General features: G+C 38.8%; 22 protein-coding genes, 1 tRNA gene and 2 pseudogenes. 14 read left to right on the top strand and 11 right to left on the bottom strand.

Annotated elements, in window-relative coordinates; genetic code table 11:
* Positions 1-113: 113 nt before the first annotated feature.
* The 4 genes from QL998_RS01410 to gss form a co-directional block, all read right to left on the bottom strand.
* A complete protein-coding gene (locus QL998_RS01410; RefSeq protein ID WP_290192009.1) occupies positions 114-3,053 on the bottom strand; it encodes a TonB-dependent receptor in 2,940 nt (979 codons plus the stop codon).
* Between the two features lie 625 nt (positions 3,054-3,678).
* Entirely contained in the window at positions 3,679-4,203 is a 525-nt protein-coding gene (gene dps / locus QL998_RS01405; RefSeq protein WP_290192008.1) for a DNA starvation/stationary phase protection protein Dps, read from the bottom strand.
* A gap of 236 nt (positions 4,204-4,439) precedes the next feature.
* Positions 4,440-4,808: a DUF2237 domain-containing protein gene (locus tag QL998_RS01400; protein WP_290192007.1), complete on the bottom strand. Its 369-nt coding sequence runs from the start codon at positions 4,806-4,808 to the stop codon at positions 4,440-4,442.
* A 133-nt stretch (positions 4,809-4,941) separates the two neighbouring features.
* Positions 4,942-6,810 carry a bifunctional glutathionylspermidine amidase/synthase gene (gss, locus tag QL998_RS01395; RefSeq protein WP_290192006.1) on the bottom strand — a complete coding sequence of 623 codons (1,869 nt, stop codon included), beginning with the start codon at positions 6,808-6,810 and terminating at the stop codon, positions 4,942-4,944.
* 352 nt (positions 6,811-7,162) lie between these two features.
* Between gss and QL998_RS01390 the strand changes: the two genes are divergently transcribed.
* The 4 genes from QL998_RS01390 to QL998_RS01375 all read left to right on the top strand — a co-directional run bounded on the left by QL998_RS01390 (position 7,163) and on the right by QL998_RS01375 (position 11,409).
* Entirely contained in the window at positions 7,163-7,945 is a 783-nt protein-coding gene (locus QL998_RS01390; protein WP_290192028.1) for a mechanosensitive ion channel domain-containing protein, read from the top strand.
* 243 nt (positions 7,946-8,188) lie between these two features.
* Positions 8,189-10,261: a catalase gene (locus QL998_RS01385; RefSeq protein WP_182197817.1), complete on the top strand. Its 2,073-nt coding sequence runs from the start codon at positions 8,189-8,191 to the stop codon at positions 10,259-10,261.
* A gap of 103 nt (positions 10,262-10,364) precedes the next feature.
* Positions 10,365-10,835, top strand: a complete 471-nt coding sequence (locus tag QL998_RS01380; protein WP_182197816.1) for a GFA family protein — start codon at positions 10,365-10,367, stop codon at positions 10,833-10,835.
* 100 nt (positions 10,836-10,935) lie between these two features.
* Positions 10,936-11,409, top strand: a complete 474-nt coding sequence (locus QL998_RS01375) for a VOC family protein (RefSeq protein WP_010553103.1) — start codon at positions 10,936-10,938, stop codon at positions 11,407-11,409.
* A 219-nt stretch (positions 11,410-11,628) separates the two neighbouring features.
* Here the strand turns inward: QL998_RS01375 and QL998_RS01370 are convergent.
* A tRNA-Leu gene (locus QL998_RS01370) sits at positions 11,629-11,713 on the bottom strand.
* A gap of 391 nt (positions 11,714-12,104) precedes the next feature.
* Between QL998_RS01370 and QL998_RS01365 the strand changes: the two genes are divergently transcribed.
* From QL998_RS01365 to QL998_RS01355, 3 genes and pseudogenes are all read left to right on the top strand, one after another.
* On the top strand, positions 12,105-13,094 hold the full coding sequence (locus QL998_RS01365; RefSeq protein ID WP_290192005.1) for a fatty acid desaturase: 990 nt from the start codon (positions 12,105-12,107) through the stop codon (positions 13,092-13,094).
* Between the two features lie 305 nt (positions 13,095-13,399).
* Positions 13,400-13,799, top strand: a pseudogene (locus tag QL998_RS01360) (GFA family protein).
* Between the two features lie 111 nt (positions 13,800-13,910).
* Positions 13,911-14,132 (top strand): hypothetical protein, encoded by a 222-nt coding sequence (locus QL998_RS01355; protein ID WP_024605837.1) that lies wholly within the window; start codon positions 13,911-13,913, stop codon positions 14,130-14,132.
* On the opposite strand, the gene QL998_RS01350 is transcribed toward QL998_RS01355, so the two are convergent.
* Positions 14,121-15,317 (bottom strand): MFS transporter, encoded by a 1,197-nt coding sequence (locus tag QL998_RS01350; RefSeq protein ID WP_024605836.1) that lies wholly within the window; start codon positions 15,315-15,317, stop codon positions 14,121-14,123. The genes QL998_RS01355 and QL998_RS01350 overlap by 12 nt on opposite strands.
* Positions 15,318-15,423: 106 nt before the next feature.
* Here QL998_RS01350 and QL998_RS01345 point away from each other — a divergent pair, with 106 nt between their 5' ends.
* Complete coding sequence (locus QL998_RS01345; protein ID WP_024605835.1) at positions 15,424-16,215, top strand: helix-turn-helix transcriptional regulator; 792 nt, start codon at positions 15,424-15,426, stop codon at positions 16,213-16,215.
* Positions 16,216-16,234: 19 nt separating this feature from the next.
* Here QL998_RS01345 and QL998_RS01340 read toward each other — a convergent pair whose 3' ends face one another.
* The 3 genes from QL998_RS01340 to QL998_RS01330 all read right to left on the bottom strand — a co-directional run bounded on the left by QL998_RS01340 (position 16,235) and on the right by QL998_RS01330 (position 19,745).
* Positions 16,235-18,295 (bottom strand): TonB-dependent receptor, encoded by a 2,061-nt coding sequence (locus QL998_RS01340; protein ID WP_290192004.1) that lies wholly within the window; start codon positions 18,293-18,295, stop codon positions 16,235-16,237.
* 74 nt (positions 18,296-18,369) lie between these two features.
* Complete coding sequence (locus QL998_RS01335) at positions 18,370-19,026, bottom strand: YoaK family protein (protein ID WP_290192003.1); 657 nt, start codon at positions 19,024-19,026, stop codon at positions 18,370-18,372.
* A 29-nt stretch (positions 19,027-19,055) separates the two neighbouring features.
* Positions 19,056-19,745: a transporter substrate-binding domain-containing protein gene (locus QL998_RS01330; protein WP_290192002.1), complete on the bottom strand. Its 690-nt coding sequence runs from the start codon at positions 19,743-19,745 to the stop codon at positions 19,056-19,058.
* 123 nt (positions 19,746-19,868) lie between these two features.
* Here QL998_RS01330 and QL998_RS01325 point away from each other — a divergent pair, with 123 nt between their 5' ends.
* The 5 genes and pseudogenes from QL998_RS01325 to QL998_RS01305 all read left to right on the top strand — a co-directional run bounded on the left by QL998_RS01325 (position 19,869) and on the right by QL998_RS01305 (position 22,582).
* A complete protein-coding gene (locus QL998_RS01325; protein ID WP_024605832.1) occupies positions 19,869-20,117 on the top strand; it encodes a TIGR03643 family protein in 249 nt (82 codons plus the stop codon).
* 76 nt (positions 20,118-20,193) lie between these two features.
* Positions 20,194-20,557, top strand: a pseudogene (locus QL998_RS01320) (hypothetical protein).
* Positions 20,558-20,580: 23 nt separating this feature from the next.
* Positions 20,581-21,660, top strand: a complete 1,080-nt coding sequence (locus tag QL998_RS01315; RefSeq protein WP_290192001.1) for an endonuclease/exonuclease/phosphatase family protein — start codon at positions 20,581-20,583, stop codon at positions 21,658-21,660.
* A 211-nt stretch (positions 21,661-21,871) separates the two neighbouring features.
* Complete coding sequence (locus QL998_RS01310; RefSeq protein WP_290192000.1) at positions 21,872-22,330, top strand: hypothetical protein; 459 nt, start codon at positions 21,872-21,874, stop codon at positions 22,328-22,330.
* Between the two features lie 63 nt (positions 22,331-22,393).
* A complete protein-coding gene (locus QL998_RS01305) occupies positions 22,394-22,582 on the top strand; it encodes a hypothetical protein (RefSeq protein ID WP_290191999.1) in 189 nt (62 codons plus the stop codon).
* Here the strand turns inward: QL998_RS01305 and QL998_RS01300 are convergent.
* The gene (locus QL998_RS01300) at positions 22,579-23,562 is read right to left on the bottom strand and encodes an IS110 family transposase (RefSeq protein WP_290191998.1); all 984 of its coding nucleotides are present in this window, start codon (positions 23,560-23,562) and stop codon (positions 22,579-22,581) included. The two genes, QL998_RS01305 and QL998_RS01300, sit on opposite strands and share 4 nt — an antisense overlap.
* A gap of 198 nt (positions 23,563-23,760) precedes the next feature.
* Here QL998_RS01300 and QL998_RS01295 point away from each other — a divergent pair, with 198 nt between their 5' ends.
* The gene (locus QL998_RS01295; RefSeq protein WP_208611578.1) at positions 23,761-23,928 is read left to right on the top strand and encodes a hypothetical protein; all 168 of its coding nucleotides are present in this window, start codon (positions 23,761-23,763) and stop codon (positions 23,926-23,928) included.
* Between the two features lie 324 nt (positions 23,929-24,252).
* On the opposite strand, the gene QL998_RS01290 is transcribed toward QL998_RS01295, so the two are convergent.
* On the bottom strand, positions 24,253-25,629 hold the full coding sequence (locus QL998_RS01290) for an NAD-dependent succinate-semialdehyde dehydrogenase (protein ID WP_002958084.1): 1,377 nt from the start codon (positions 25,627-25,629) through the stop codon (positions 24,253-24,255).
* Positions 25,630-25,658 lie beyond the last annotated feature (29 nt).

The raw sequence follows: 25,658 nt of genomic DNA, 5'->3' as shown, positions 1-25,658 counted from the left end.
CACAAGACTCGGTAGAATAATCATGTTTTTAATAAGGTTTGTATAATATAAAGCCACTTTTTTATAGGCGTAAAAAAGCCTGCATAAAAGCAGGCTTTAGTTTCTAGGGAAAATTAAAATTTAGCACGAATACCAAAGCTGTAACGGCGATCCGCTTCAGTGTACTTCCAAGCACCACCTAGTTCAGATAGGTAGATTGAAGGCTCACCCGTTAAGTTGGTCGCATTACCTACTAAGGTCACGTTTTCGTTAATATCCCAGCTTGCAGAGAAATCTAACTGGCCTCTGTCGTCACGGTAGTTATTACCGTAAACAGTACCTTCTGCTGAAATACTGCCGTCTGAGTTAATATTTTCTACACGTTTCTCGTTTTCAGTATCTAAGAAACTGTCACGGTAGTTATAAGCTAGACGAGTAGAGAAACCTTCGTATTCCCAAAATACTTGTAAGTTATACGTATTTTTAGAAATATCTAATAACGGGTTACCGTTTGGTTGCTCGCTGTCTGCGTATGTGTAGTTTGCGTTAATGCCTAAGCCAGAAAATGCACCAGGTAGGTCTGTAAAGAACTGTTGATAACCAACTTCAAAGCCTTGTACTGAGCCGTTTTCACCGTTTACATTTTTAACAGTATCGATACCCGTTAGTCCTGCGTCACGTAAGCCTGCTACATGGTTAAAGCCATCAGCATCTACTGGGAAGTCAGTTGCATCCGAGTAAACTAGGTTGTCTTGTGAAACACCTGCAACGTCAAGCTGACATACTTGGTTCCATTGAGTTACATTTTGACCTGTTGAAGTGCTTGATGCAGCTACACAGCTACTTTCGTTACTTAAGAAAGATTCAACATCTTTATAAAATACTGCGAAAGAAATTACGTTACCTTGGTCAAAGTAATGCTCTACAGATAAGTCGTATTGCGTTGCACGATATGGTTCTAAATCAATAGAGCCTTGCGTTGCACCTGTAATGTCGTTATTAACGTCAAATGCAGGGCTTAGTTCGCTAAAGTCAGCGCGGCGCATAACTTTTGCAGCAGCAAAGCGGAATAATGTTTCGTCTGAGTAGTTATACGTTACGTTTAAGCTTGGTAAAAAGTCGCTGTAGTCATTGTCGCCAGTTACTTTTTCGCCATTAAGAAATACGCTTGATTCTAAATCTGTAGCTACATAACGACCACCCACAATTGCAGTGATGTTATCAAAGTCTAAGTAGGCTGATATATACACGGCAGCAGTATCTTCAACTACGTTGCGGTATGCGCTTTCTTGGAACTCTTGGTTATCTGAAAGACTACCTGTTGACGCTAGGTTAGTACCTGCAAGTAACTGCTGAAGCTGAGCGTAAGTATTGGCCGGGTTAGATAAACCGTTGTAGCTTAAAAAGGTTAGTAGGTCGTTTTGTCCCGAATGACCTAATTGGTCAAATGAGTTGTCGTGGCTAACTGTTGTAAAGCTATTTGAAAAAGCAGCGTTGTAGTCATCAACCCATAAAGTGGCTAACGAACCGTCTGAGTCGTTAAATGCATTTTTATAAATGTCTTTAATTTCTACTTTGTATTGCTCATATTCGTAATCGCGGTTAGTAACACGTACACCCGCTTTTACTTTAGATACCCAGCTTAAGCTGCTGAGTGGCTCAAACATTTCAACATCAAAACGAATAGCTGTTTCGTCATTGTCTGTTCTTCTATCTTCACTTTTAAACGTACGAAGTGCTAAGTTTTGTGGGTCAGTAAATGCATTAGGATCTGAATGAATGATGCTTGGTAATTTATTACCGTCTTGAGAAAATGCACCATCATATAAATGATTTGTTAGCTGAGTTCCACCACTTGCTTCAAATGTTGATTTTTCGATTGGGCGAAGTGTAAATTCAGAATCAGGTCTTACGCTTTCTGATGATGCTACCGCAATTTCACCAGAGATTTTGATACTGTCAGTAAGGTTCCACTCTGCACCAAGTGCATTTGAAAACGAGTCAGTTTCACGAAAGTCACTGTATGTTTTAGGAATACCAAACTCGTTTGTTAACGTGTAATTATTTACGCCGTTAGCATCTTGAGTTGTATTTGCATCTGTTGATAGTGAACCTGCGACACCTAAAATAGAGTTACCAGCTTGTTCACCTGAGCGCTTTGTGCCGCTTAAATCAAGATACACCATGCCATTACCAGATTGTGGTGCCCATTGAAGAGATAAATTTACAGCAGTTCGTTTACGCTGCTCTACGTATTGTTCAACACTGTGCTCGTCTCTTACGATAGCGTTGCCACTAGGTGTATTACCTTCTTGGCCATTAATTTCGATATCTTGAGGTTTAACACGGCTAGATGTTTCATCTTGGCGAATTTCGCGATCTTGGAATGAAAACATAGCAATGGCACCAAAGGTACCCATTTCATCAAAATCCCAATTGTTACCAATTGAACCACTAAAAATAGGAGCTACATTTTCTGTTTTATCAGCGTATTCGCCATCTAATGAAACTGCGCCAGTTAGTTTATCTAACTCTAATGGGCGAACTGTCTTTAAACTAACTGTTCCGCCTAATGCACCCTCAATCATATCGGCAGTAGGAGACTTAACTACTTCTACTGTTTTTAAGAAGCTTGATGGGTAATCTTGCAAGCTAATGCCGTCACGAGAGTCACCAATAGTAGAGCGACCATTTAATTCAACACGGTTTTGAGGTAAGCCACGAATCGAAACACTGTCACCCACACCAAAATCGGTATTAATAGATACGCCAGTAATACGTTGCAACGCTTCTGCAATATTATTATCTGGTAACTTACCAATGTCTTCAGCAACAATTGCATCTACAATACGTCCGTCAGTACGCTTAAGCATAGCGGCGGCTTTCATACTGCCTAGCATGCCTTTTACTTCAATAACTTCAATGTCTGCAGCTGCCGTTTCTGAAGCTGCGGGAGCCTCTTGCGCTGCAATAGTAGAAGAAGCCATTAATAAAAGGGCTGCGGCACTGATTGTTGTAGAGCTACTTCTTTTATGCTTATTAATTAATGTTGAAGTAATTTGATTGAGTTTCATGTATCTCTCCCGTTTGGGTACGACTTGCGTCATTGTGTGTGTGTTGTTACTTGGTTTGGTTAACCAATTTAACTGTTTCTTTCCTGTAGTGTGTCATACAGGTGGTATGGTTGAAATTAATCCAATTCAACTTTATTTACAACATTTGTTTACCAAAATTTCACAATGTGTATTACAAAAACCTCTTTTATTTTGCTTATATTTAATAAATTTAATGGCTTATAGTGTGTTTTTATTTTTTGTATTTTGAATGAATTTTATTAAAGTATGTTTACCAAAGGCGTTTTTTTATATTATTTGTACTATTTAACGCAGATTTAGATGCTATTTTGAGCTTTTGTGATGTAATTTTATACGTGTTTAGTTTGCTTTTTAAGTGATGTTAAAATAATGAGGTATTCATTAAAGGTTGGGTATGGCTTATAACTTTTCGAAATAGTGAGTGTGTAAAGTCATTCATTTTTATTTTGGTTATTTGTTTTGGTAATACCAATTTTCTATTGTTTTTATATGAATTTTGTATTAGAGCTTACTGATTCATATCTATATATGATTATAAATAAATGGATTTTTACGCAAAAAAAAGCCCAGCATATTAATGCTGGGCTTTCTTAGATTAAATATATTAGCTTTTTAGCTCGCCTGTAGATGATTCTAAATGGGCTCTAATAAACCACTGAAATTGCTCTAAATCGGCTAGTTGGCTGGTGATCATATCTTCAGAGACCGGATCTAGCTCAGAAAGAGTCTCGATTGCTTTGCGGTGATCGGCATTAACGCCGTTATATACTTTATCAAGCGCAGCCAAATGCTCTGTGACTAGGCCTTTGCCTACAGAGTATTCGTCCCAAGTACGGCGATCTACAATTGATTTTGGTGTGCCAACAGGTACTGCACCAAGTGTCGCAATTCGCTCTGCAATTGTATCTGTCATTTCGCGTACAATGTCTACTTGCGGGTCTATCATTTCATGTACGCCAATAAAGTTAGGTCCCACTACGTTCCAGTGAATATGCTTTAAAGTAAGCTGTAAATCTATCAATGCAACCATGCGGTTATCTAGCGTAGCTATTGTTTTTTGAGCTGATTCGTCACTCATACCTGGCGCGGTAAATTTAGTTGTTTTGTTTGATTCGTTATTGTTACTCATAATTTCTCCTACATTAAGTAATGTGTTGCTCATATAATATGTTGCGTTATGAGCATGACTTAAACTTAATGAAGCAACTGTTATGCCGTAAGTTGATTGTTTTTAAAAGTGATTTAAAAACATGGGGTTATGTTTTAATTTAAGATTTTAGAGGCAGGAGGGGTGATTGGGTTTTTGAAAAGCCTGCATACATTTGTAAAATCTGCAGACTTTAATTTAATAACGCTTAAGTGTATTTAAACTTTGGCTATATATTCGTGCGCTTTTAAAACATCGAGCGGCACTATTTCTAATGATTTTTTATTTGTGGCTTCAAGTACCACTGGTGGCGCAACGTTTGCTGAAATAGCATGAAGCCATCTTACTGCACACAAGCACCATTTATCACCGGCTTTTAAACCTTCAAAATCGTAAAGAGGGCTTGGGCTTATTAAGTCGTTACCTTGTGATTTTGAAAATTTTAAAAACTCGTCAGTCATAATTGCACACACACTGTGATTGCCAAGATCTGATTCTGGTACATAACAAAATCCTTCACGTGTGTAGCCACCATTACCGCAACATAGTTTTAAACGTGTGCCAAGTACATTAAATTGATTCGCCATGAAATACCTTAGTTTGTGGTGTTTAATAAATTTACTCTATCAGGAGTAACTCGCTTGAGATAGCTATAAAACTTAAAAGAAGGAAGGTCTACACAAACTTAAGCCCGCAGCAAAATTGCGGGCTTAGTATTATTTATTTAATACGCAGTGCCATACAATCGCTATGGCCGTTTATGATCATGCTTTTATCAACACGTACGACACCGCCAGAGTATTTTCCGGCGGCTGTAAAACTACATATTTGTACAAAGTAGTCATCTACTTTAGGCAGTGCAAATAGTTGTTGGTATATTTGGTCTTGCTCGGCAAAGTGCCCCATTGTTTTTTCAATAACTTGCTGCTGTTCATCAACAAGTTGAATATTAGCGCCACAGCGTCCTACTATTGGTTTAACTACATAACCGGTTTGTAATAACTCGTCGTTAAGCTCAAACGCGGTATTAAGTAAATATTTATGATTAGGGAATAAGCTCCACAGTATTGGCAAAATAGCTTTGTTACTTGGAATTAATGTCCACAGCGGTTCAAACACCATCACGTTTTTACGCAGTAATACATCGACTAAGCGTGGCGTTTCACCAGCTTTGAATTGTGGTTCAAAGTTATCACCTAATGATTGGTCGGCTTCGCATTCTTCACGAATTTGATCAAGTGCGGTTTCCCACGACCACGTTTTCCACACGTAACTCAGTTGTGCGCCGTCTTCATCTACTATGTTGCCTGATTCATTCCAGCGAAGTGTGCTTAAGCCAATTACTAACTTACACTCAAAGCCCGCGGCTTCAATGGCTTCTTTCATAAATAATGCGTGGTAATGCTCTTCTGGTTCATCATCTTGCAGAATATGAACAAGACCTTTTACTTCACTTTTACGCCATGCTTTTACGAGATCTTTAAATAAATTTTGGCCTGCATCTACACCTGTTTTAACACCAAAGTGTTTTGCCCATTTACCCTGAACTTTGCCGCTTTCCATGTAACACGATGCCGAATCGCAATTGTATTCGTAAACTTTTAAACCTGCTGCTGTTAAAGCAAAGTCAAACCGACTGGTAATTAATTGGTTTAAGCGGTTATCCCACGATTGGCGAATTTTATTAATCACAACATCGGGTAAATTAAACTTTTTTAATAACTCAGGGTGCTGCAGTACATAGTCGGTTGCATGCATAAATAAGCCATGCAGCTCATTTGTTGCATGCTCAATGCTTTGCTGCGCCGTTTGAGATATCGCAAAGTAATTATGTTGATCTTCATCTACGGATGTAAGTTTATGGCCTTGCATCATTTCTACGTAGGCAGCTTCATCGTCATTCGCAATATTTAACCATGACTTGTTTGCTTGGCCTGTATCTGCTGCTTTATGGGCTTCTATAGTAAATAAGTCAGTGTTTAGCTCAAACGTTGGCTCAGCATATTCTGTTTCATCAGTTTGTGTCATCCAACCTAAAATAGTGGCGTCGCTGTAAGAGCACTCAATCCAATAGTCGCCATCTTTAGTTACTTTTGCTTTTAGCTCACGACACCAGCTTTGATCTTTTGGCCATATTTGATGTCCTACATTTTGCTCAGCAAGGCGTATTTTATCTTCGTGCACTTCAACAACGACAGCAACATGGCCTGTTTCTTCAAACTCGCCGCCTTCCTCCCAAATAAGTAAACTACCTACTTGAGGATGATATTTAGCACCATTTTTAAACGCGTTTAGTGGCAATCTGTTTTGGCTATTTACATCGCGCACAGAACGCAGCTCAAAAATATCGTAAGCCATAGCAATATCATCAAAAATATAGCTATGGTTGAGATACATCCATCGACGTGCAAACTCAACGCATTGCCATTTATAGCCCATGTAAATGCCATCAAGGTAACTACGATAGGCGCTACGATTAGGATAAATACTTTCGTCAGCCGTATCATAATCAGATGAGTAAACAGCAACATTACCAGGTGCATAACCTAATAAGGTACCAAAATCACTAGCAGGAGCAGAAGATTTCATAAACAAAGATGTTCAAAATAAAGGTGTGATAATTTGCTGACTATATGAGCGAAACTGCGTTATAGCAAGATATAACTGGGTTTAATTTTTAATTAAATATTGGCGCTAAATAGGGCTTAAAATTATATTTTATCAATCCATAGTTTTAAAAGCAGTAGTTAAAAAATCCCTCCTTCAAAGCGCTTATACATGTAAAACTGAACCTATATTCGTACTTTGGTTAATTTTTTGTTAAACTGTTGCGTTTGGTGTAGTTGAAACTAGTTAAAACTAATTAAAAGTTTTTAAAACAGGAAAAACAATGGAAGACATAATAAACAACATTGATATTAATTAATATTTACCCGCTGCAATTACGTGGGCAACCAACATATTACTAGCGATTGCAATTTTGCTTGCGGGCTTATGGTTAGCGGGCAAAGTACGCAATTTAATTATTGGCTTATGCCATAAATACACTCATCTTGATGACACGCTTTTTCGCTTTTTAGGCAGCATGGCTCGATACATCATATTAGCGTTCGTTATTATTGCTGTGTTAAATCGCTTTGGTGTACAAACAGCCTCTATTATTGCTTTGCTAGGTGCTGCGGGACTTGCTATAGGCTTGGCGTTACAAGGTGCAATGTCGAACCTTGCAGCGGGCGTTATGTTGCTTGTTTTCAGGCCTTATAAAGTGAATGACTTTATTGAGGCAGCAGGGCGTTTTGGTAAAGTAACAGAAGTAGATATGTTTACTACTATTTTACAAACGTTCGATAACCAACAGGTTATTATTCCAAATAGTCAAATTTGGGGCGCGCAAATTATAAACCATTCACATCATCCAATTCGTGGTGTGGATATGCATTTTGGTGTTGCTTACGGTGAAGATACAACGGCTGTACGTAAAGTTATAGATGGCGGACTTGCAGCGCACCCACACATACTAAAAGATCCCGCTCCTTTTGTTGAAGTAGAAACTCTTAACAACAGCTCGGTAGACTTTTTAGTAAGACCTTTTTGTAAGGGCGAGCATTACTTCGATATTCTTTACACTGTGCCAGAGTTAATTAAAAAAGCACTGGATGAAAACAACATCGAAATACCTTTCCCACATCGTAAAGTTATTTTAGTTAACGAAAGCAAAGATTAACTAAATTTAAAACGATTTAAACCTAAGGGCACTTTTAAAGTGCTCTTTTTTTGTGTGAAAAAGTTACATACCTGTGTAACCTTTTCTTTTATAAATCACCTCAAATACTACATTGTTATCTGTACAGCCCTTTTTTACTAGGTTGGATGGCTGGTCTTTATTTTGCATTTGCATAGTCGCTTTTAGCTTTAAAGCTCATAAAAACTATTGACCCATTAAATCAAACTGTATGAAGGACTAAACATGGCTGAATCATTTAAATACTCAGGTAATAAAGGGCATGGCGGTGAATTGCATCAAAAAGCGTCGGATGAACACCCTACTATGACTACCGCGCAGGGCTGCCCTGTAAGTGACGATCAAAACTCATTACGTGCAGGAAAGCGTGGCCCAGGATTATTAGAAGATCACATAATGCGCGAGAAGATCTTTCACTTTGATCATGAACGCATTCCTGAGCGTGTAGTGCACGCTAGAGGCTATGGTGCACACGGATATTTTGAAACTTACGACACGCTTGAAGATTTAACCTGTGCAGATATTTTTCAGCGAAAAGGTGAAAAAACCCCAGTATTTACTCGTTTCTCTACAGTTGCAGGTAATAAAGGGTCTCCAGATTTAGCACGTGATGTACGTGGTTTTGCGGTAAAATTTTATACCCAAGAAGGAAACTGGGATTTAGTGGGTAACAATATACCGGTATTCTTTATTCAAGATGCGATGAAGTTTCCAGACTTAGTTCATTCAGCTAAAGCCGAGCCTGATCGTGGTTTTCCACAAGCGCAAACAGCACATGATAACTTTTGGGATTTTGTGAGCTTATCGCCTGAGTCAATGCACATGGTTATGTGGGCAATGTCTGATAGAGCTATTCCACGCTCTTTACGCTTTATGGAAGGTTTTGGCGTTCATACCTTTAAATTTATTAATGCCAAAGGTGAAGAGAAATTTGTTAAATTTCATTGGAAACCAAAAGGCGGCATGCAATCTGTAGTATGGAACGAAGCACTTAAGCTAAATGGCGCAGACCCTGATTTTCATCGCAGAGATATGTGGGAATCTATTGGTAATGGCGACTTCCCTGAGTGGGAGCTAGGTGTACAGGTGTTTGATCAGCAATTTGCTGATGAATTTGAATTTGATGTTTTTGATGCCACTAAGCTTATACCTGAAGAGCAAGTACCAGTGCAAATTGTTGGTCGTATGGTGCTTGACCGTGTTGTAGACAACTTTTTTGCAGAAACAGAGCAAGTAGCATTTTGTACTCAAAACATTGTACCGGGGCTCGACTTTACACCTGACCCGCTACTGCAAGGTCGTAACTTTTCATACTTAGATACTCAAACCAAGCGTTTAGGTGGTCCTAACTTTACGCATATTCCGGTCAATGCGCCTAAATGCCCAATGCGTCATTTTCAGCAAGATGGCCACATGGCAATGCACAATCCAAAAGGGCGTGTTAATTATGAGCCAAACTCATGGAGCGGCGACGAAAACAACCCGCGCGAATGCCCAGTACATGGCTTTAAAAGCTCAAAGGAACCTGAAGTAAGTGGCGGTGATAAACTGCGTTATCGCTCAGAAACATTCAGCGATCATTACAGTCAAGCTCGTCAATTTTATTTAAGTCAAACAGAGGTAGAGCAGGCGCATATTCAATCTGCGTACGTGTTTGAGCTGTCTAAAGTTGAGCATTTGCCAATACGAGAACGTTTGGTATCGCACTTGGTAAATATTGACGAAACCCTCGCAAATAAAGTTGCCGAAGGTCTTGGCTTGCAAGAAATGCCAGATCCGGCAGAAGCTGCTATGCCAACACGTAAAGACTTACCTGTATCTGATGCGTTAAGTATTTTGAAAAATGCGCCCAACACCTTCAAAGGCCGTAAATTAGGTATTTTAGTAAGTGATGGCTTTAATGCAGACATCTTTGAATCGGTTACCAATGCACTTAAAAGTGAAGGTGCAAACTTTGAAATTATTGCCCCGCAAGTTGGCGGTGCTAAATGCAGTAAAGGTAAGCACTTTAAAGCTGATCAGGTTATTAATGGTGGTCCATCGGTTTTATACGATGCGGTACTTGTACTCACCACCGAAGATGGAGCTGAAAAACTAGCTGCCATAGCAGAAGCTAAAGACTTTGTAAGTGATGCGTATGCACATATGAAATTTATAGGCTTTACAAATGAGGCTAAGCCTTTATTTAAAGCGGCAGGCCTTGATGGAAAAGTAGATGATGGTTGGATAGATTTAGAGGCACATTCAGCCGATAAATTTATAAATACATTGCGTAATTTAAGATATTGGGAGCGTTAGTAAGCTCAATAATTAAAAAACCACAGCATGTAATTGTTGTGGTTTTTTTTAGCTCACCTAGTTAAGGTATTAGTTCAAGCCAACAATAAATATTGGATATATTATGAAGCTTAATGGCGCTTGTCACTGTGGCAAAGTGGTATTTACGGTCAACTCAAAACACCCTTATCCTTACAATTTATGTTACTGCTCTATATGCCGTAAAACCGCAGGGAGCGGCGGGTTTGTTATTAATTTAAACGCGCAATACAGCACGCTTGAGGTTACAGGGCGTGAACACATAACTATTTATCATGCAAAAATAGGCGATAAAATCAGCCCTGCAGAGCGTCATTTTTGTAAGCATTGTAGTGCTAGCTTGTGGTTATACGATGCACGTTGGCCTGAGCAAGTTCACCCCTTTGCTGGTGCAATAGATAGTGAGTTACCCATACCGCCAGAGCGCACTCATTTAATGCTTGGTAGTAAAGCAAATTGGGTAAATGCGCCGATTAATGAAGGTGACAAGCAATTTGAAGAATACCCTGATGAAAGTATTGCTGCTTGGCATAAGCGTTTAAACCTCGAAAAGTAACGCAATTTTTTGTATGAGCTAAGCTTAAATTTAGGGGCAATTAAACGCATATTTAGTTTATTAAATATTAAAAATCACCGCGTAAGTAAAGGAGAATATTATGGCAGTCTCAGCAATACCAAAAGGGTTTCATTCAGTTACACCTTATTTAATTATGAATGACGCACAAAAAGCGATAGATTTTTATTGTGATGCATTTAGTGCTGAACACGTAATGCAAATGCCTTTACCTGATGGTGGAATAGCCCATGCAGAAATAATAATTGGTGATTCGCATATTATGCTTTCAGATAATGGTTCTGAAGAGCATTTAAAAAGCCCAAAAGAGCTCGGTGGTACAGCGCTAAGCCTTATGCTTTATGTTGAAGATGTTGATACCGTATTTAAAAAAGCAATTGAGCTTGGTGCAACAGAAATAAGACCCGTACATGACCAGTTTTATGGTGATAGGACCGGCACGCTACAAGACCCATTTGGTCATATATGGATCATTGGTACACACAAAGAAGATGTTAGTGACGAAGAGTTAAATAATCGTATTGGGAATATAACAAATCAAGAGCAAGACGCATAACTAGCATGCTAATTAGATTTATGTACCTTCCTAATCACGTTGACGGCTTTAATGAAAGGCTTGTAGCTTTTGCTTCAGCTTAACTAGGTTTTACCTTGTTATCGAAACCGTTTTTTTACCTAAATGTGGTTCACTTAGCAAAGCGAATTAGTATTAAATTATTAGTTAAATTTTAGATATAAAAAAACCTCAGCCAATAATTAGCTGAGGTTCAAAAAGTGGTACCAGCGGCCGGACTCGAACCGGCACTCCTTTCGGAAGGGGATTTTGAATCCCCCATGTCTACCAATTTCATCACGCTGGCATAATTTTTCTTTAATCTTTTAAGCATAAAAAGATAAAGAAAAACCACTTAAAATAAAAAGGATACTTATATACCTCTTATTCTGTATCCGCATTATACAAACAAAAGAGGGGGCGGCAAGCCTTTTCTTTTATTTGCATAAACAACTGGTTGATAATTAATCGTTTATAGCAAGGAGACTCCATCGGTAAATTTTTTAAGTCTTTTTGGGCTGATATATAAAGCGAATATTTTGGGTTATGAGTGCTATTAAATTGTTATGCGATTGAATAAATAAGCAATTGAACTATTGGTAATAGTTAATCGTATTACAATAATTATTCCTGCTTTATTCCGATGTTGCGCTTAATTCAGGTATTATTTGTACAACAAGGTTTTTAAGACATTATATATGACTCAATTAAGTGCCAAACAGAACATTCAATCGATTGTTAAAGCAATTAAGGCAGAGGAAGCATCACTTCGTCAAAAGCACCCATTACTTGCACATCAAAATACCTTAGGGTTAATTATTTTATTGCTATCGCTTAGCGCACTAATTGGTGTTGGTGTTTTATATTATTTAGCCATCATACCTGCTTGGGTATGCATAGTACTAGCGGCTATTGCTGCATCTATTTCCCATGAGTTAGAGCACGACCTTATACATAAACAATACTTTAGTAATCAGCCTTTCATGCATAACTTTATGATGCTAACAGTATGGTTAATGCGGCCAAATACTATTAGCCCATGGTACCGACGTAAAATGCATTTACACCATCACAAAACCTCAGGCACACAACAAGACCTAGAAGAACGCTTGGTGGGAAACGGTATTAAAAATCCATTTTTACGTGCGCTAGTTATTGTAGATGGGTTATTAGGGTTAGTTATTTCTACTAAACGTTTTAGAAAAGAAATTAATGGCTTTAGTTTTTCGAGTGTTTTTAATGCGGGGTTTCCGATAGCGACTGCGTATTTCGCTATTTTATATAGCGTTATTTTATTTCATATTGTTAATTTATTTATACCACTTTCGCTAAATTCGCCTAGCTGGGTACTAAGTATAATGAACGTGTTTGAATTTTTAATGGTTGTGCTCATTGTGCCTAATATTATTCGCTCAAGCTCGCTTAATTTTGTTACCTCAAGCATGCATTACTATGGCGGCGTTAATAATATGCTTGAACAAACACACGTACTAACGAGTCGTTTATTTATGCCGTTTCACTTGTTTTGTTTTAACTTTGGTAAAACGCATACCATTCATCATTTTGTGCCAAATCAGCCGTTTTATTTGCGCCAAATGCTAAGTGAAAAAATACTTAAAGTAATGGCGCAACACAACGTGCGCTTTAACGATTTTGAGAGCATTAAAAATGCGAATGCATTTAAATAATTACTCCCAACATAAGGGGAGGTTCTACATTGCTATTCTTATTTTATTATCTAAACACATATAAAAAATAATTTAGACGCACCACGTTACGCTATTAGCTTAACGTGGTATTGCTGTTTTATTTAAAACATCGCATCATGTTTGTAGCACTTGCTCAACTTTGAAAAAATCACTCTAAAGAATTAAACATCTAGCCGAGCATACAAATGAACCGGTGAGCAATTTTTTATATTTTAAAAATAATGAATCGATACTGCCGGTCTTATATCTCGATTCAATCTTCATAAGCATTAAGGATTTAAATAATGGAAATTACTGGAAGCTGTTACTGTGGTGAAATTAAATACCAAGCAAAGTCTCAAAATAACAATGCACTTGTTTGCCATTGTAGCGATTGCCAACGTATGTCGAGCGGCCCATTTAGAGCCGTTAAATTGCAGAGCCAAATTCGGTCGTGTTTACCCAAGGTGAGGCAAAAGAGTTTGTTAAGACAGCGCAAAGCGGTAACAAGCGTGCGCAAGGTTTTTGTGGTACATGTGGTACAACACTTTATGCAACTAACGAAGCTAAAACTGACCGTGTATATGGCTTGCGTATTGGTGCGGTTGATCAGCGTGAACAGTTTACGCCAAGGCTAAATCAACATTGAGCTGGTTGAGCGGCTTACACGAAGTACCTGCGTTTGATACAACCCCACAAAACTAGTTAGTTGGGGCTATTAGTAATACTGATAAAAAATCACTTTTTTAGTAAGCGGTTTGAAATTTATTTTACCAAATGACTGTCTACTTATAAGTCAGTCATTTGGAGAATATTATGTGTAGTTCACCTAAAAGCAGCCGAGCAGTTAAAAAAACAGCCATTAGTTTTAATGATGAGCTTACTCAAGAGCAGCGCTTGCGTTTTGCTGCAAAAGCTAATTTAGCACAAGAGCGCCGTGAACAGCGCGAAGCAACGAATAAACGCTATGAGCAAAAGCACGCGAGTAGTAAACCTTCGTCTGGTTTATTTTCGTGGTTACAGCAGCTAGTTAGCTGATTTAGCTAAAGTGGTGTTTTTACCACTGCCCAAACCACATAATGCACACAGTACTCCGGCAATAGCGCACAACCACAATGGCGCACTCCAACTGCCTGTTGTAGTGTGTAATGCACCAGCTAGCATAGGACCAATAGCCGCGAGCAAATAACCTACGCTTTGCGACATTCCTGAAAGCGACGCTGCTTGTTGCGAATCGTCAGTTCGTAAACTAATAAACGACAGCCCCAATATAAAACATGCCCCAGAGCAAAAGCCCAGCATTAGGGTCCAAACAAAAGCAAAGCTAGGCATATAAAGTAGCCCCAATGCACTGAGTGCACTCAACATGGCTAAAATAAAGCTAAGCGCGCTTTGATCTTTTAATTTTGCCAATAGGGGGATTAATATTAAACCCGGTAATGCAGTCGCTATTTGAAAAGCACCATGATAAGCACCTGCTTGGGTAGCTGAGTGACCAGTTTCGGTTAATATGCTTGGTAACCACGTAATAATTATATAATTTAAAAACGAGTTTAAGCCCAGCAGTAGGGTAATTTGCCATGCTAGTAAATAACGCCATACACTTTTTGACGTGTCGGTGTGTTGATCAATACTCGCGGGTTTTGTGTGCTTACTTAATTGTGACATCCATACAATAATACTCGCCAAAGTAATAAGAGCTGATGAGCCCAGCGCAAGTTGCCATCCTAATCCGTTTAACTGACTAAGCGGAAATACTAAAGTAGAAAACCCACCCGATACCACGCCCATAGTAAGCACGTAGGCTGAGGTCATTAACGCAACCTTTGCAGGGAAGTCGCGCTTAATTAAACTTGGTAATAATACGTTTGCGATGGCAATGCCCACACCAATAATAGCGGTGCCTACAAAAAGCATAGCTGAGGTATTTATTACCCGCGCTGCAACCCCTGCAAGTATAAATAACAAAGCCACAAACAAGGTGCGCTCTAACCCTTGCTTTTTAGCAAGAGTTGCGGCCATTGGCGATACAACCGCAAAGGCAATGAGTGGCAATGTTGTTAAAAAACCAGCTTGCGATGCGCTAAGCCCAAAGTGATTAATAATTTGTTCAAGCACAGGTGCAATACCTGTAAATGTGGCGCGTAAATTTGCGGCAATAAGTAATATGCCAAGCACAAGTAATATGCCAGCAAAGCGTGATTTAGGTGTGTTATTTAACAAAAGGGAAGACCATTAAAGCTAATACTTAATGGGCGCTAGTATAAAGGCTTAGCAAAAACTATAATTTAGAGATAATGACATTAAATAACTAAAAACAGACAAAACTATGTTTGATGCAATTGGCTGGGACGACATTAAAAATTTTGAAACTATGGCGCAGCCTATAATAGCGAAAATAGAGCACGCGCATGCAAGTCACGAAATACCACTACATACCCATCCAAAAGGGCAATTAATTTTAGCGCTACATGGTTATGTAACGTGTGAAGTGTCAGCAAAAATGTGGATGGTGCCTACGCATAGTGCAATTTGGATCCCAGCACAAAAGGTGCATAGTAATAGGGCGTCTGATAACGCGCAGCTTTGTCATTTATTTATTGATAGTAGTAAAAACGGTATGCCGCTAAATACTTGTACTTTAGCCATTACGCCGCTGGTTAAAGAGCTAATGTGCGAGTTGGCTGCGCATAATCAGCACTATACTTTAAATAGTAAAACAGCACGTTTAGCGCAGGTGTTATTTGATCAACTTATTGAAATGCCAGTACAACCACTCGATTTTGTATTATCTAAAAATGAGGTAATTCAAACTATGAGCGATCAGCTCATAAACAAGCCAAACAATCGAAAAACACTACCACAATGGGCTAAGCAGTTTGCATTAACTGAGCGCACATTAGCGCGGTTAATTAAAAAAGAAACAGGTATGACATTTGGAAAGTGGCGTACGCAATTGCATATAATTACAGCCTTAAAAGCGCTTTCTGATAAACAAAGTGTGCAGCAGGTGTCGGAGTTATTAGGATATGAGTCGGTGAGTGCATTTATTACTATGTTTAAAAAGGTAATGAAAAAGTCGCCCATGAAATACATGAGCGACTTAAATCAGTTAAATTAGCTTAGCCCTTAAATAAGCATTACCACGTGTAAGTTGCCGAAAGCATCGCGTTACGAGGTTTGCCAGGGAAGTATCTGTCGCCGGTAAAACTGGTGTAGTCGGCGCGCTCTGCATAAGCTTCATTGGTTAAATTAATAATGCGAGCAAGTACTTCAAGATTACTAGTAACTTGCCACTGCGCACGCAGGCTTAAAATATCATGCCCTTGGTATTTATTTAAGTTTTCTGGGTCGGTGTAGTAGTTACCAACGCGTTGCCACTGCAAAGCAAACTGTGCATTGTTTAGTGCCTGCCATGTTAAATCGAAATTAGCAATATTACGCGGCGCGGTATCTATGTCGTTGCCGTTTATATTTAGACCGTTTAGCACTTGGTTGTCAGTGTAAGTATGCTTTGCGTGCGTGCCTGCAAAGTTGAGTGAGAGTGTATTTGTAAGCTGGTAATCAAGTTCAAGCTCAATACCGCGATGGCGAGAGCTGCCATTATTTACCGTAAAAAAGTCACTATCACGGTAAATCGTATTGTGTTTACTCATAGCGTAAACCGACACACCATAACGTAGTTTTTCGTAAATTCCTTTAATACCCAGCTCTGCATTATTAGCTATTTCGGCGCTTAAATTTGCAGTAGTTTGCTCGCGTTGTAATTGGTATAACTCAGCGGCTTGTGGCGCTCTGTAACCACGAGAAAAGTTCGCATAAAGCGTGTTATTTGTATTGTACTGATAACTCAACCCAAGCTTTGGCGATAAATTACTAAAACTATTTTTCCCACTTTCAGGGCGACTGTATCGGCAACCACCAAAGCCGCATTCTGTGCCATCGTCTTTTGTTCTACCAGCTAGCATATTATTGGTGTAGTCGTACTGCATATGCTCGTAGCGTACACCTGCAGTAAGTAACCATTTATTTAATTGCCAATCAATAGATGCAAAAGGCGCATAAAGCGTCGCGTTTACATCGTAATCGTAATGCTTACCTTGTGGCACTGTAGCAACTAAAAATGCAGAACCTTGAGTGGGCTCATTTTGGCTTTGAGTAAAGTCGGCTTGCGTGTATTCGCCATCAAGACCTAGGTTTACTTTTACATTACTTTGTAAATTATGTTGATAAAGCGATTGCACACCAAAGCCGGTTTGGCTGTTTTTTTCAAGCGGTGTGCCGGGTAAAAAATGCTTAAAAAAGTCCATGCTTTGGTCACGAAAATATAACGTAGTAGAGAGCACATCATCGTTATTTAATTGCCATGTTGCATTGCTCCATGCTCTAAATGCGCGTGCTTTTCTAAATGCGTCTGGGTCAAAGTTTTTTTGCGCGAGGTCTTCGTTTTTATAGCTTTCAAAGCCTGTAATAAATCCAGCCGTTTGCTGATCAAGATTTGTATAAGTAAGGCCTGAGGAAAGTAATAAATTATTATTTGAATAGCGATGGCGAATATTTACTTTTTGTTGCTCTACGCTTTCGTCGTCGCGGTAACCGCTATCGTCGGTAACACTTGCGTTAATGCCTATACCGCTGTTGCCGTAATCTTGTCCTGCGCGTAATTTGTAGCGAGTATAACCGTACGAGCCATAATCTAAGCCAACTAAGCCACCGCCTTGTGTGGTGTCGGGCGTTATTACATTAATAACACCATGCACAGCATTTGAGCCATAAAGTGCAGATCCTGGACCTTTTAGCACTTCAATGCGCTGTGCCATTTCGCTGTGCGCCTCAAATAGCTCGTTTATGTTACAAAACCCAGCGGCTCTAAGTGGTATGCCATCTTCTAAGGTTAATATGCCACCACAAGCGCCAGCGCCCGAAAGTACCGGAGAGCGAAGTGCGGGTAAATATTCTTGGCCATTTCCGCGTTGAATATTAGCTCCTGCTACACGTTGCAGGGCTTCTTCAATATGGGTAGGCGCTATGCTATTTAGCTGCGCTTCGCTGAGTGTACTTATTGATAAAGGGAGTGGGGTAGATAGCGCTTCAATACGTGATGCCGTCGTTGTTATGGTTTCTATTACATCGTTGTTTTGATTATCGGCAAACGCGGTGTGGCTAAAGGGTAATATCAGCGGCAAAAAATAAGGTTTCATACATTCCTTGAAAGTAATCTATATTGCATTGCCTCTATAATATGCGGTTTTAATATGCATTTAAACTTGTTGCGTTAAAGCGTACGTAACCTATAAACCCGATACGTAATTGATAAAACAAAACAAGCCACAGCAGGAAACACCAAAGCCAGCACTAAGTAATGCTTAAATAAAACGTAGCCGGTTATACCGCCTATTAAAAAGCCTGCAATAATGAGTAAAAACATAACGCCTTTACGGGTATCAAATTGCTCACCTTTAAGCGCTTTACCTAGCATTAAACCAAGGTCAGTAAAAATACCGGTTAAATGTGTCGTACGTATAACAGCACCACTGTAATTAGTTGCTAGCGCATTTTGTAACCCACACGCAGCTGACGTTAAAACAATGCCGTAAACGAATGTGTTTTTGAGTAAATAAGCACTCGCAAGTAGCAGCAATCCTTCAATAAAAAGCAAAGTGTCGTAATGACGACCAAGTTTTAATGAGCCACCAGAGAGCAAAAAGCCCGACAGTGCCGAACCCAACATAAAGCTAACAATTATTGAAAGTAACAATAAGGCAGTACTAGGATTAGTTATTGCTTTAATACCAAGTAAAGTAACAGAGCCAGATACATGCGAAATAGCCTGGTGCTCAAATCCTAATAAGCCTACAGCGTTTACTATGCCCGCTATAAATGCGAGCGTAAACGCGCCATATTCAACCCACTTTGGTAGTTTTGTAAACATTGGTTATCTCTTAACGTGTACAGTGTTAATTATTGAGTTTGTGCTTTAAAACGCTTTATTTGCTCATCAACTAATTTTGTATCTATTACGCCACGCTTAAAAGCAATGTAAGTAGGAAACGTAAACTCATTGAGCTGCCTAGCGGATACGTTTTTATATTCCTTTGAGTACCACAAACCCGCTTGATAGTTAGTTATTGCGTATTCAACGCGATTTTTTTCTAGCAGCTCAAAAGTGTCTTTAGTTGAAAGTGAACGAAGCAGATTATTCTCATCAAGGCTGTACTTTTTAGCGATAATTTTGGGAAGAATAACACCGCGTAACATAGCTATAGCGGCTTTTGATAAATCATCAATAAGCAGATTATCTTCATTTAACGTGAATAAACCAAACTTAGTGGTATGCAAAGGCTCGCTAGTAAAGTCTAAATATTCTGTACGCTCTTTATAGTTGGCCAATGAGAAATAGCAGTCGTAATAGCCCAGCTCCATCTCTTTTTTAACACGCGCCCAAGGTAAATGAACAACGTCGATTTTGAGGTTTAAGTTTTTTTCAATAAACTTAATGTAATCAATATCTAAACCTGTAAATGTATCGGCTTTTTCATCGTAAATAGTAAAAGGAGGATAGTGCGTTGTAACGCAGCGCAGAGTTTTACTTGGCGCTGCAAGTAATAACGAGGGAAAAGTTAAGGCTAAAAACAGAAATATTGCGCGCATAAATATAAATTCGATATCTTTTAAAGTACATAACTTGAACGCCAATTATACAGTTACTGAGCTTAATTGCATTGATCTAAGTATTTTTACCTAGCGTATAAGTTAAAATTTGTGAGATATACCATGTTTAACGCAGAGCAGCAGTCACGCATTATCGAAATGGCGTGGGAAGATAGAACCCCCTACGAGGCTATAGAGAAGCTATACGGATTAAAGTATCCGCAGCTGGTGGTTTTTATGCGAGACAATGTTTCAAAAGGCAGTTTTAAAGTGTGGCGTAAGCGCCATGCAGGTCGTAAAACAAAACATTTAAAATTACGCGATCCCGCCATTATGCGAAGCCACTGTAAAACACAATATAAACAACGTTAAATAAGTGTTAGTTGTTTCATATGATGTTCATCCGTGTTTGTTAATCTTTAGCTATTAATTATGCTAGAGATTATTTATGAGAGCACCTATACACACAGTACTAATAGCATTGGCTTTATTTTCAATAAGCGCAGATGCAAAACCGCATAAAGATAAGCATGGTCATAAACACGGCCACAAAAAAGCATCATTCACATAAGCATAACGACAATGTCTACCTTTCTAAAAAAGAGGCTAAGCAGCTAATTCGTGCAGGTTGGACGCCACCAGTGCTAAGTAAAAGCTACCACCGAGGCGACTATTTAGATCGTGATTTATACAAACGAGGTAGAGTGATTGAACGCTCTAGAGATAATGGTACAGTGAGTATTGAAATAGACCGTACAGTTATCCATATGGTGCACGATACTCGAGAAATACTTTCAATTTTAAGTCGCTAAATTAACTTTATAAGGATATTAAAATGCTCATTGCGCTGGCTATAATTATTGGCTTTTTTTTACTGGTTACCTTACTACCTATGTCGTACAGCCAGCATTACTTAGTGCGTAGCTGCGACTTTGTTCGTTTACAGGTTTTTTATATTGCCAGTTTTGTCGCCGTTACTTCGTTGTTTTTATTATGGCAAAGTAGCGAAATAGGTTACGTGTTTATAGCCTTAACCTCATTACTTATAATGATTTTACAAGGTAAATGGATTTACCCGTATACGTGGCTTGCTAAAAAAGAAGTGCAAAGCGCACCTAAGCATATAGATCATAGTATAAGGATTATGTCGGCAAATGTACTTATGTCGAACCATAAAAGTGAGCAGTTAATTAGTCTTGTTGATGAGCATCAACCCGACCTACTTATTACGCTTGAGAGCGATAGCTGGTGGGAAAATAAATTATCAGTCATTAAAAAAAATTACCCGTATTACATAGAATGCCCTAAAGACAATCGTTACGGCATGCACTTATACAGCAAGTTTAAAATTCTCGATGCACAAATATGTGAGCTAATAGAAGAAGATATTCCCTCAATTCATATTTTGTTTGAAAACGATGAAGGCCTGCAAATGCAAGGGCACTTTATTCACCCTGCACCACCAAGCCCGACTGAGGAAGATTCATCACGTCCGCGCGACTCAGAGCTAATAATGGTGGCTAAAGCACTTAAAAACCCTACACGACCTACCATAGTTGCCGGAGATTTAAACGACGTAGCGTGGTCGCGCAGCACCCGTTTGTTTATGCAAATAAGTGGCTTTTTAGACCCTCGAAAAGGCCGTGGTTTTTATAACACCTTTCATGCAGGCTACTTTTTTATGCGTTGGCCGCTAGATCACTTATTTCACAGCGAAGGATTTAAAGTAAAACGTATTAAGCGCTTAGCTAAGTATGGCTCTGATCACTTTGCGCTACTCACTGAGCTTTCTTATGAAAACGCTAATCAGCAATCATTAGAAGATAAATCCGATGAACTTAAGCAAGAAGAAATTCAAGAGCTTGCTATGAATAAGGCAGATAAGCGAAAAGTGCCGAGGTTTGAGGAACAATAATAGCCTCAGTCATACTAATCAAAGCTTAGAACTTGATTATATTTAAGCGCTAATCTTCAGTTTCATCTACAAATATTTAAACTTGAAGTATTGATGAATAATTAACTTATTTCAGCAGATAATTGAATTAAAAGTGAAAGAAGACACAAGTTATCAGATTTGTTAGATTGTAATGTATAGATATTTGGCTGTTGATGCATTAAGGAACCTCATGGACGATAGTACACTAGATAGAATTGCTGAATTTATTTGTGGTAATGGAGAAAACCATCCTGAATATCGTTCTAGCTCAAAGATCACAAATTTTTTTGAGCGATCTGGATTACCTCAATTTATCCATGATGGCTCAACTCGACAGTGGTGGGTACATGAAAAGCTTAAAGAATGTAATCGTGAACAATTAGCTGCTGTTCTCAAGCGTCTTTCATCACCAAAAGAATACAAAGGTGATAGAGATAAAATTAAAAGTGCATTAACCATGCTGAATGAAATCCTCTATGTAGAGGGTTTCAAGATTAAATTAGAAGGTCTTGAACCTAAGTTTGAAAAATTTGATATTAACTTTTCAGATGAAAATGTAAAAACTTCTTCACTTTCTCCAATGCCTGCACCTGATTTTATGGCGTTAGGTCTTGAATCAGAAGTAGGAAAGATACTTGTAGATCGTTAGGAAGAAGCCCAGCGTTGCGTCGATTCTAAAGCCCACCTTTCAGCAATAATAATCATGGGTAGTATGCTTGAAGGATTATTATTAGGAGTTCTTCAAAGAAACCCCGGTAAAGCAAATCAGTGTACTACTGCGCCTAAAGATTCAAAGTCAGGAAAAGTAAAAAGTTTCGCACATTGGAAGCTAGCTGAAATGATTGATGTGGCACATAACGTAGATACCATCTCTCATTTTAAGCTTCAAGGTCGTATTTAACTTTCTTGGAGCTTAAACGCTTCTTGGTTTTTTATTACACCAAAACATATATGAATGAGCTTTCGCATATTTGCACACACAGCTTGCATCGGTGTTTTACCATTATTTATTAACGTTAACTTATGTCGTTTTATTGTTTTATTCCATTGCCCTGCAACAATGGCCGCCATATAAAGTTTACATCGAATTCTGGCTGGCCCAAGTTTACTGATTGATGTTCGCCCTTTTAATTTACCCGATTCATTATGCCGTGGAATTAATCCACAATAAGCCGCCGCTTCTTTGGCTTTATTAAATTTTTTAGCCGCAAATAAATACGTCAGCTCTCTCGATAATATGGGCCCTATGCCAGGGATAGACTCAAGTAGTTTCCTGTTTCTTTTTAAATCAGGTTCATTATCTATGTGGTTATCAATGTCAGATTTAAGCTGTTTAATTTCGTCATCTAAAAATGCGATAGTTACTTTTATCGATTGGCAAACACGCGCGGAAACGTTGCTGAATTCACTTGCTTCTAATCGGTTAGCTTCTCGTTGTCGGTTACTCTCAAGCGCATCTAAACGACGGATAAGGGCTTTAAGCTCTCTAACTTCTAATGCATCAGGTTGCCAATAACTAACGACTGCGTGCTTAGCACAGCCGTAATGAGCAAGCATCGTTGCATCAGATTTGTCTGTTTTATGAATTATGTTTAAAGCGTCTGCATACTTTTTAGCTTTACCGGGATTCGCTAAAATAATATTAAAGCCTTGCTCGTGTAAAAAATACATCAGTGCTTCATGATAAACACCCGTTGGTTCGAGGGTGATAACGAGCTCATTAGCAGCGCTTTTAGTTGTATTTAAAAGCCATTTTTCTATTGCTAAAAAGTCTTGATGCTTGTTTTTAAAGACTTTTGTTTTAATTTTGTTTGTAAGCTGGTCTCTCAACCACGATAAATCAATCTTCTCTTTACTAATATCAATGCCGATAAACATCATCTCTACTTACTCCCCTTGTACATACAGCATCTACTTAAAAAAAATGTGCTTGGATACCATTCAGTTTCTGAGAATAGAAAGTCAGGGCCTTATCTACGGAGCAGTATTAAATACTAGACGCACAGGCAAGCTCACTGACTTCGATGTGATAAATGATAGCTAATCATTTATCAATGAGAGATACAAGGTTGGTTAGGTATGGATGTTAGACAGTTCTCTCATGCACTTAGAGGTTTTCGTAATCTAATACATCCTTATGAGCAAATGGCTAGTAAAATGTACCCTGATGCAGATACATGTGATATTTCTTGGTTAGTTGTTCAGGCCGCAGTAAATGATTTAGCTAGAGCATTGAAAAACGACTAAACACTTAGGTGATATAAGTGTCTACGATTAAATATAAAATTAGACCACGATATTTATTCCCCATTAAAGGCTATGTTTGCAGTCTTTGACTCCTCAGATTAAAAGCGCGATGTAAAATCGCCCCTACGAATATATCTAAAACTCGGTACTGTCTCTTACTAAAAACTAAGTACTGTCTCCTGAAAACTACTTTCTAAAAGCAATCTTCTAAAAGTTATAAAAAAAGCCTAAAAGCGGTTACCACTTTTAGGCTTAGTAGTTTTTGTATTTAAACAGGTATTAAAAATATCTATTTAAAACACTTATTTCATTTATGCAGCTAAATTAGCTAGCGATCATAATGCTTTTAACATTCACAAATTCGCGCATACCAAAGCCGCCGTGCTCTCGACCATAGCCACTGCCTTTAACACCACCAAACGGTAAGTTAGGCTGTGCTAAACCATAGCCATTAATGTTGATCATACCTGTGTCAAAGTGCTTTTTAGCAAGTTCAATGGCTTTTTTCTCATCTTTTGAAAAAATACCACCGCCTAAACCGTAGCGAGAGTCGTTAGCGATACGCATTGCATCGTCGTTGTCTTTCGCTTTTATTAGCGAAGCTACTGGGCCGAATAATTCGTCATCGTACGCAGGCATGCCAGGCGATAAGTTATCAAGTAGTGTTGGTGGGTAGTAGTAACCTGTTTGCGATGGTATTTCGCCACCCGTTACTATGTTTGCACCTGCTTTTACTGATTCCATTACTTGGTCGTGAATACCGTCGCGTAAATCTTCACGGGCCATTGGACCTAAGTCTGTGTCATCTGCCATTGGGTCGCCCATTTTCATGGCTTCAAACTGCTCTTTAATTTGCGCTTTAAAGTCATCGTAAAGTGACTCAACAACAACATAACGTTTAGCTGAAACACACGTTTCGCCGTTATTGATCATGCGACCTGTTACACAGGTTTTAACTGCAAGCTCTAAATCGGCGTCATCGAGTACTAAGTAAGCGTCATTACTACCAAGCTCTAACACTGTCTTTTTAACGTGTTTACCCGCTTCTTCAGCTACTTTTTTACCTGTCGCATCACTACCCGTAAAGGTTACGCCGCTAATTGCTTTGTGTGCAATTAGAGAACTGGCGGTTTTGCCGTCGATAAGTAAATTGTTAAAGCAATACTCTGGGAAACCAGCTTGTTTAAATAGCTCTTCAATTTTTTCAGCCATGCCAAATACGTTACCAGCATGTTTTAATACGGTTGTGTTACCTGCCATGATGTTGGCTGCACTGTAACGAATTACTTGATAAAGCGGGAAGTTCCACGGTTGAATACCTAATAATACGCCCGTTGGTTGGTAGCTAATAATTGCTCGGCCGCCGTCCATATCACGTTCTTCGTCAGCAAGTACTTGTGGGCCGTTTTCGGCGGTGTAACGACAAATAGCTGCACATAGTTCAACTTCTTGAAAGCCTTGCTCGTATACTTTACCCATTTCTTCGGTCATGAGTTTTGCAATAGATTCTTTTTGCTCTTCGAAAAGTGAGGCTAACTTATTAAGATATCTCGCACGTTCAGTGAACGACGTTAAGCGCCATTTTAAGTATGTTTCGTGAGATTTTTCGATTACCTGTTCAGCTTCTTTTTGAGAAAGTAGCGTATAGGTTTCAATGGTTTGCTCAGTTGCCGGATTAATCGTTTTAACTGTGTTACTCATTTCTATCTCCTTACAAATTAATTATCTAT

This window comes from Pseudoalteromonas sp. APC 3691 (genome assembly GCF_030408135.1).
Classification (GTDB): Bacteria; Pseudomonadota; Gammaproteobacteria; order Enterobacterales; family Alteromonadaceae; genus Pseudoalteromonas.
The sequence above is the reverse complement of the archived record's forward strand: the minus strand, read 5'-3'. Positions and strand labels throughout refer to the sequence as shown.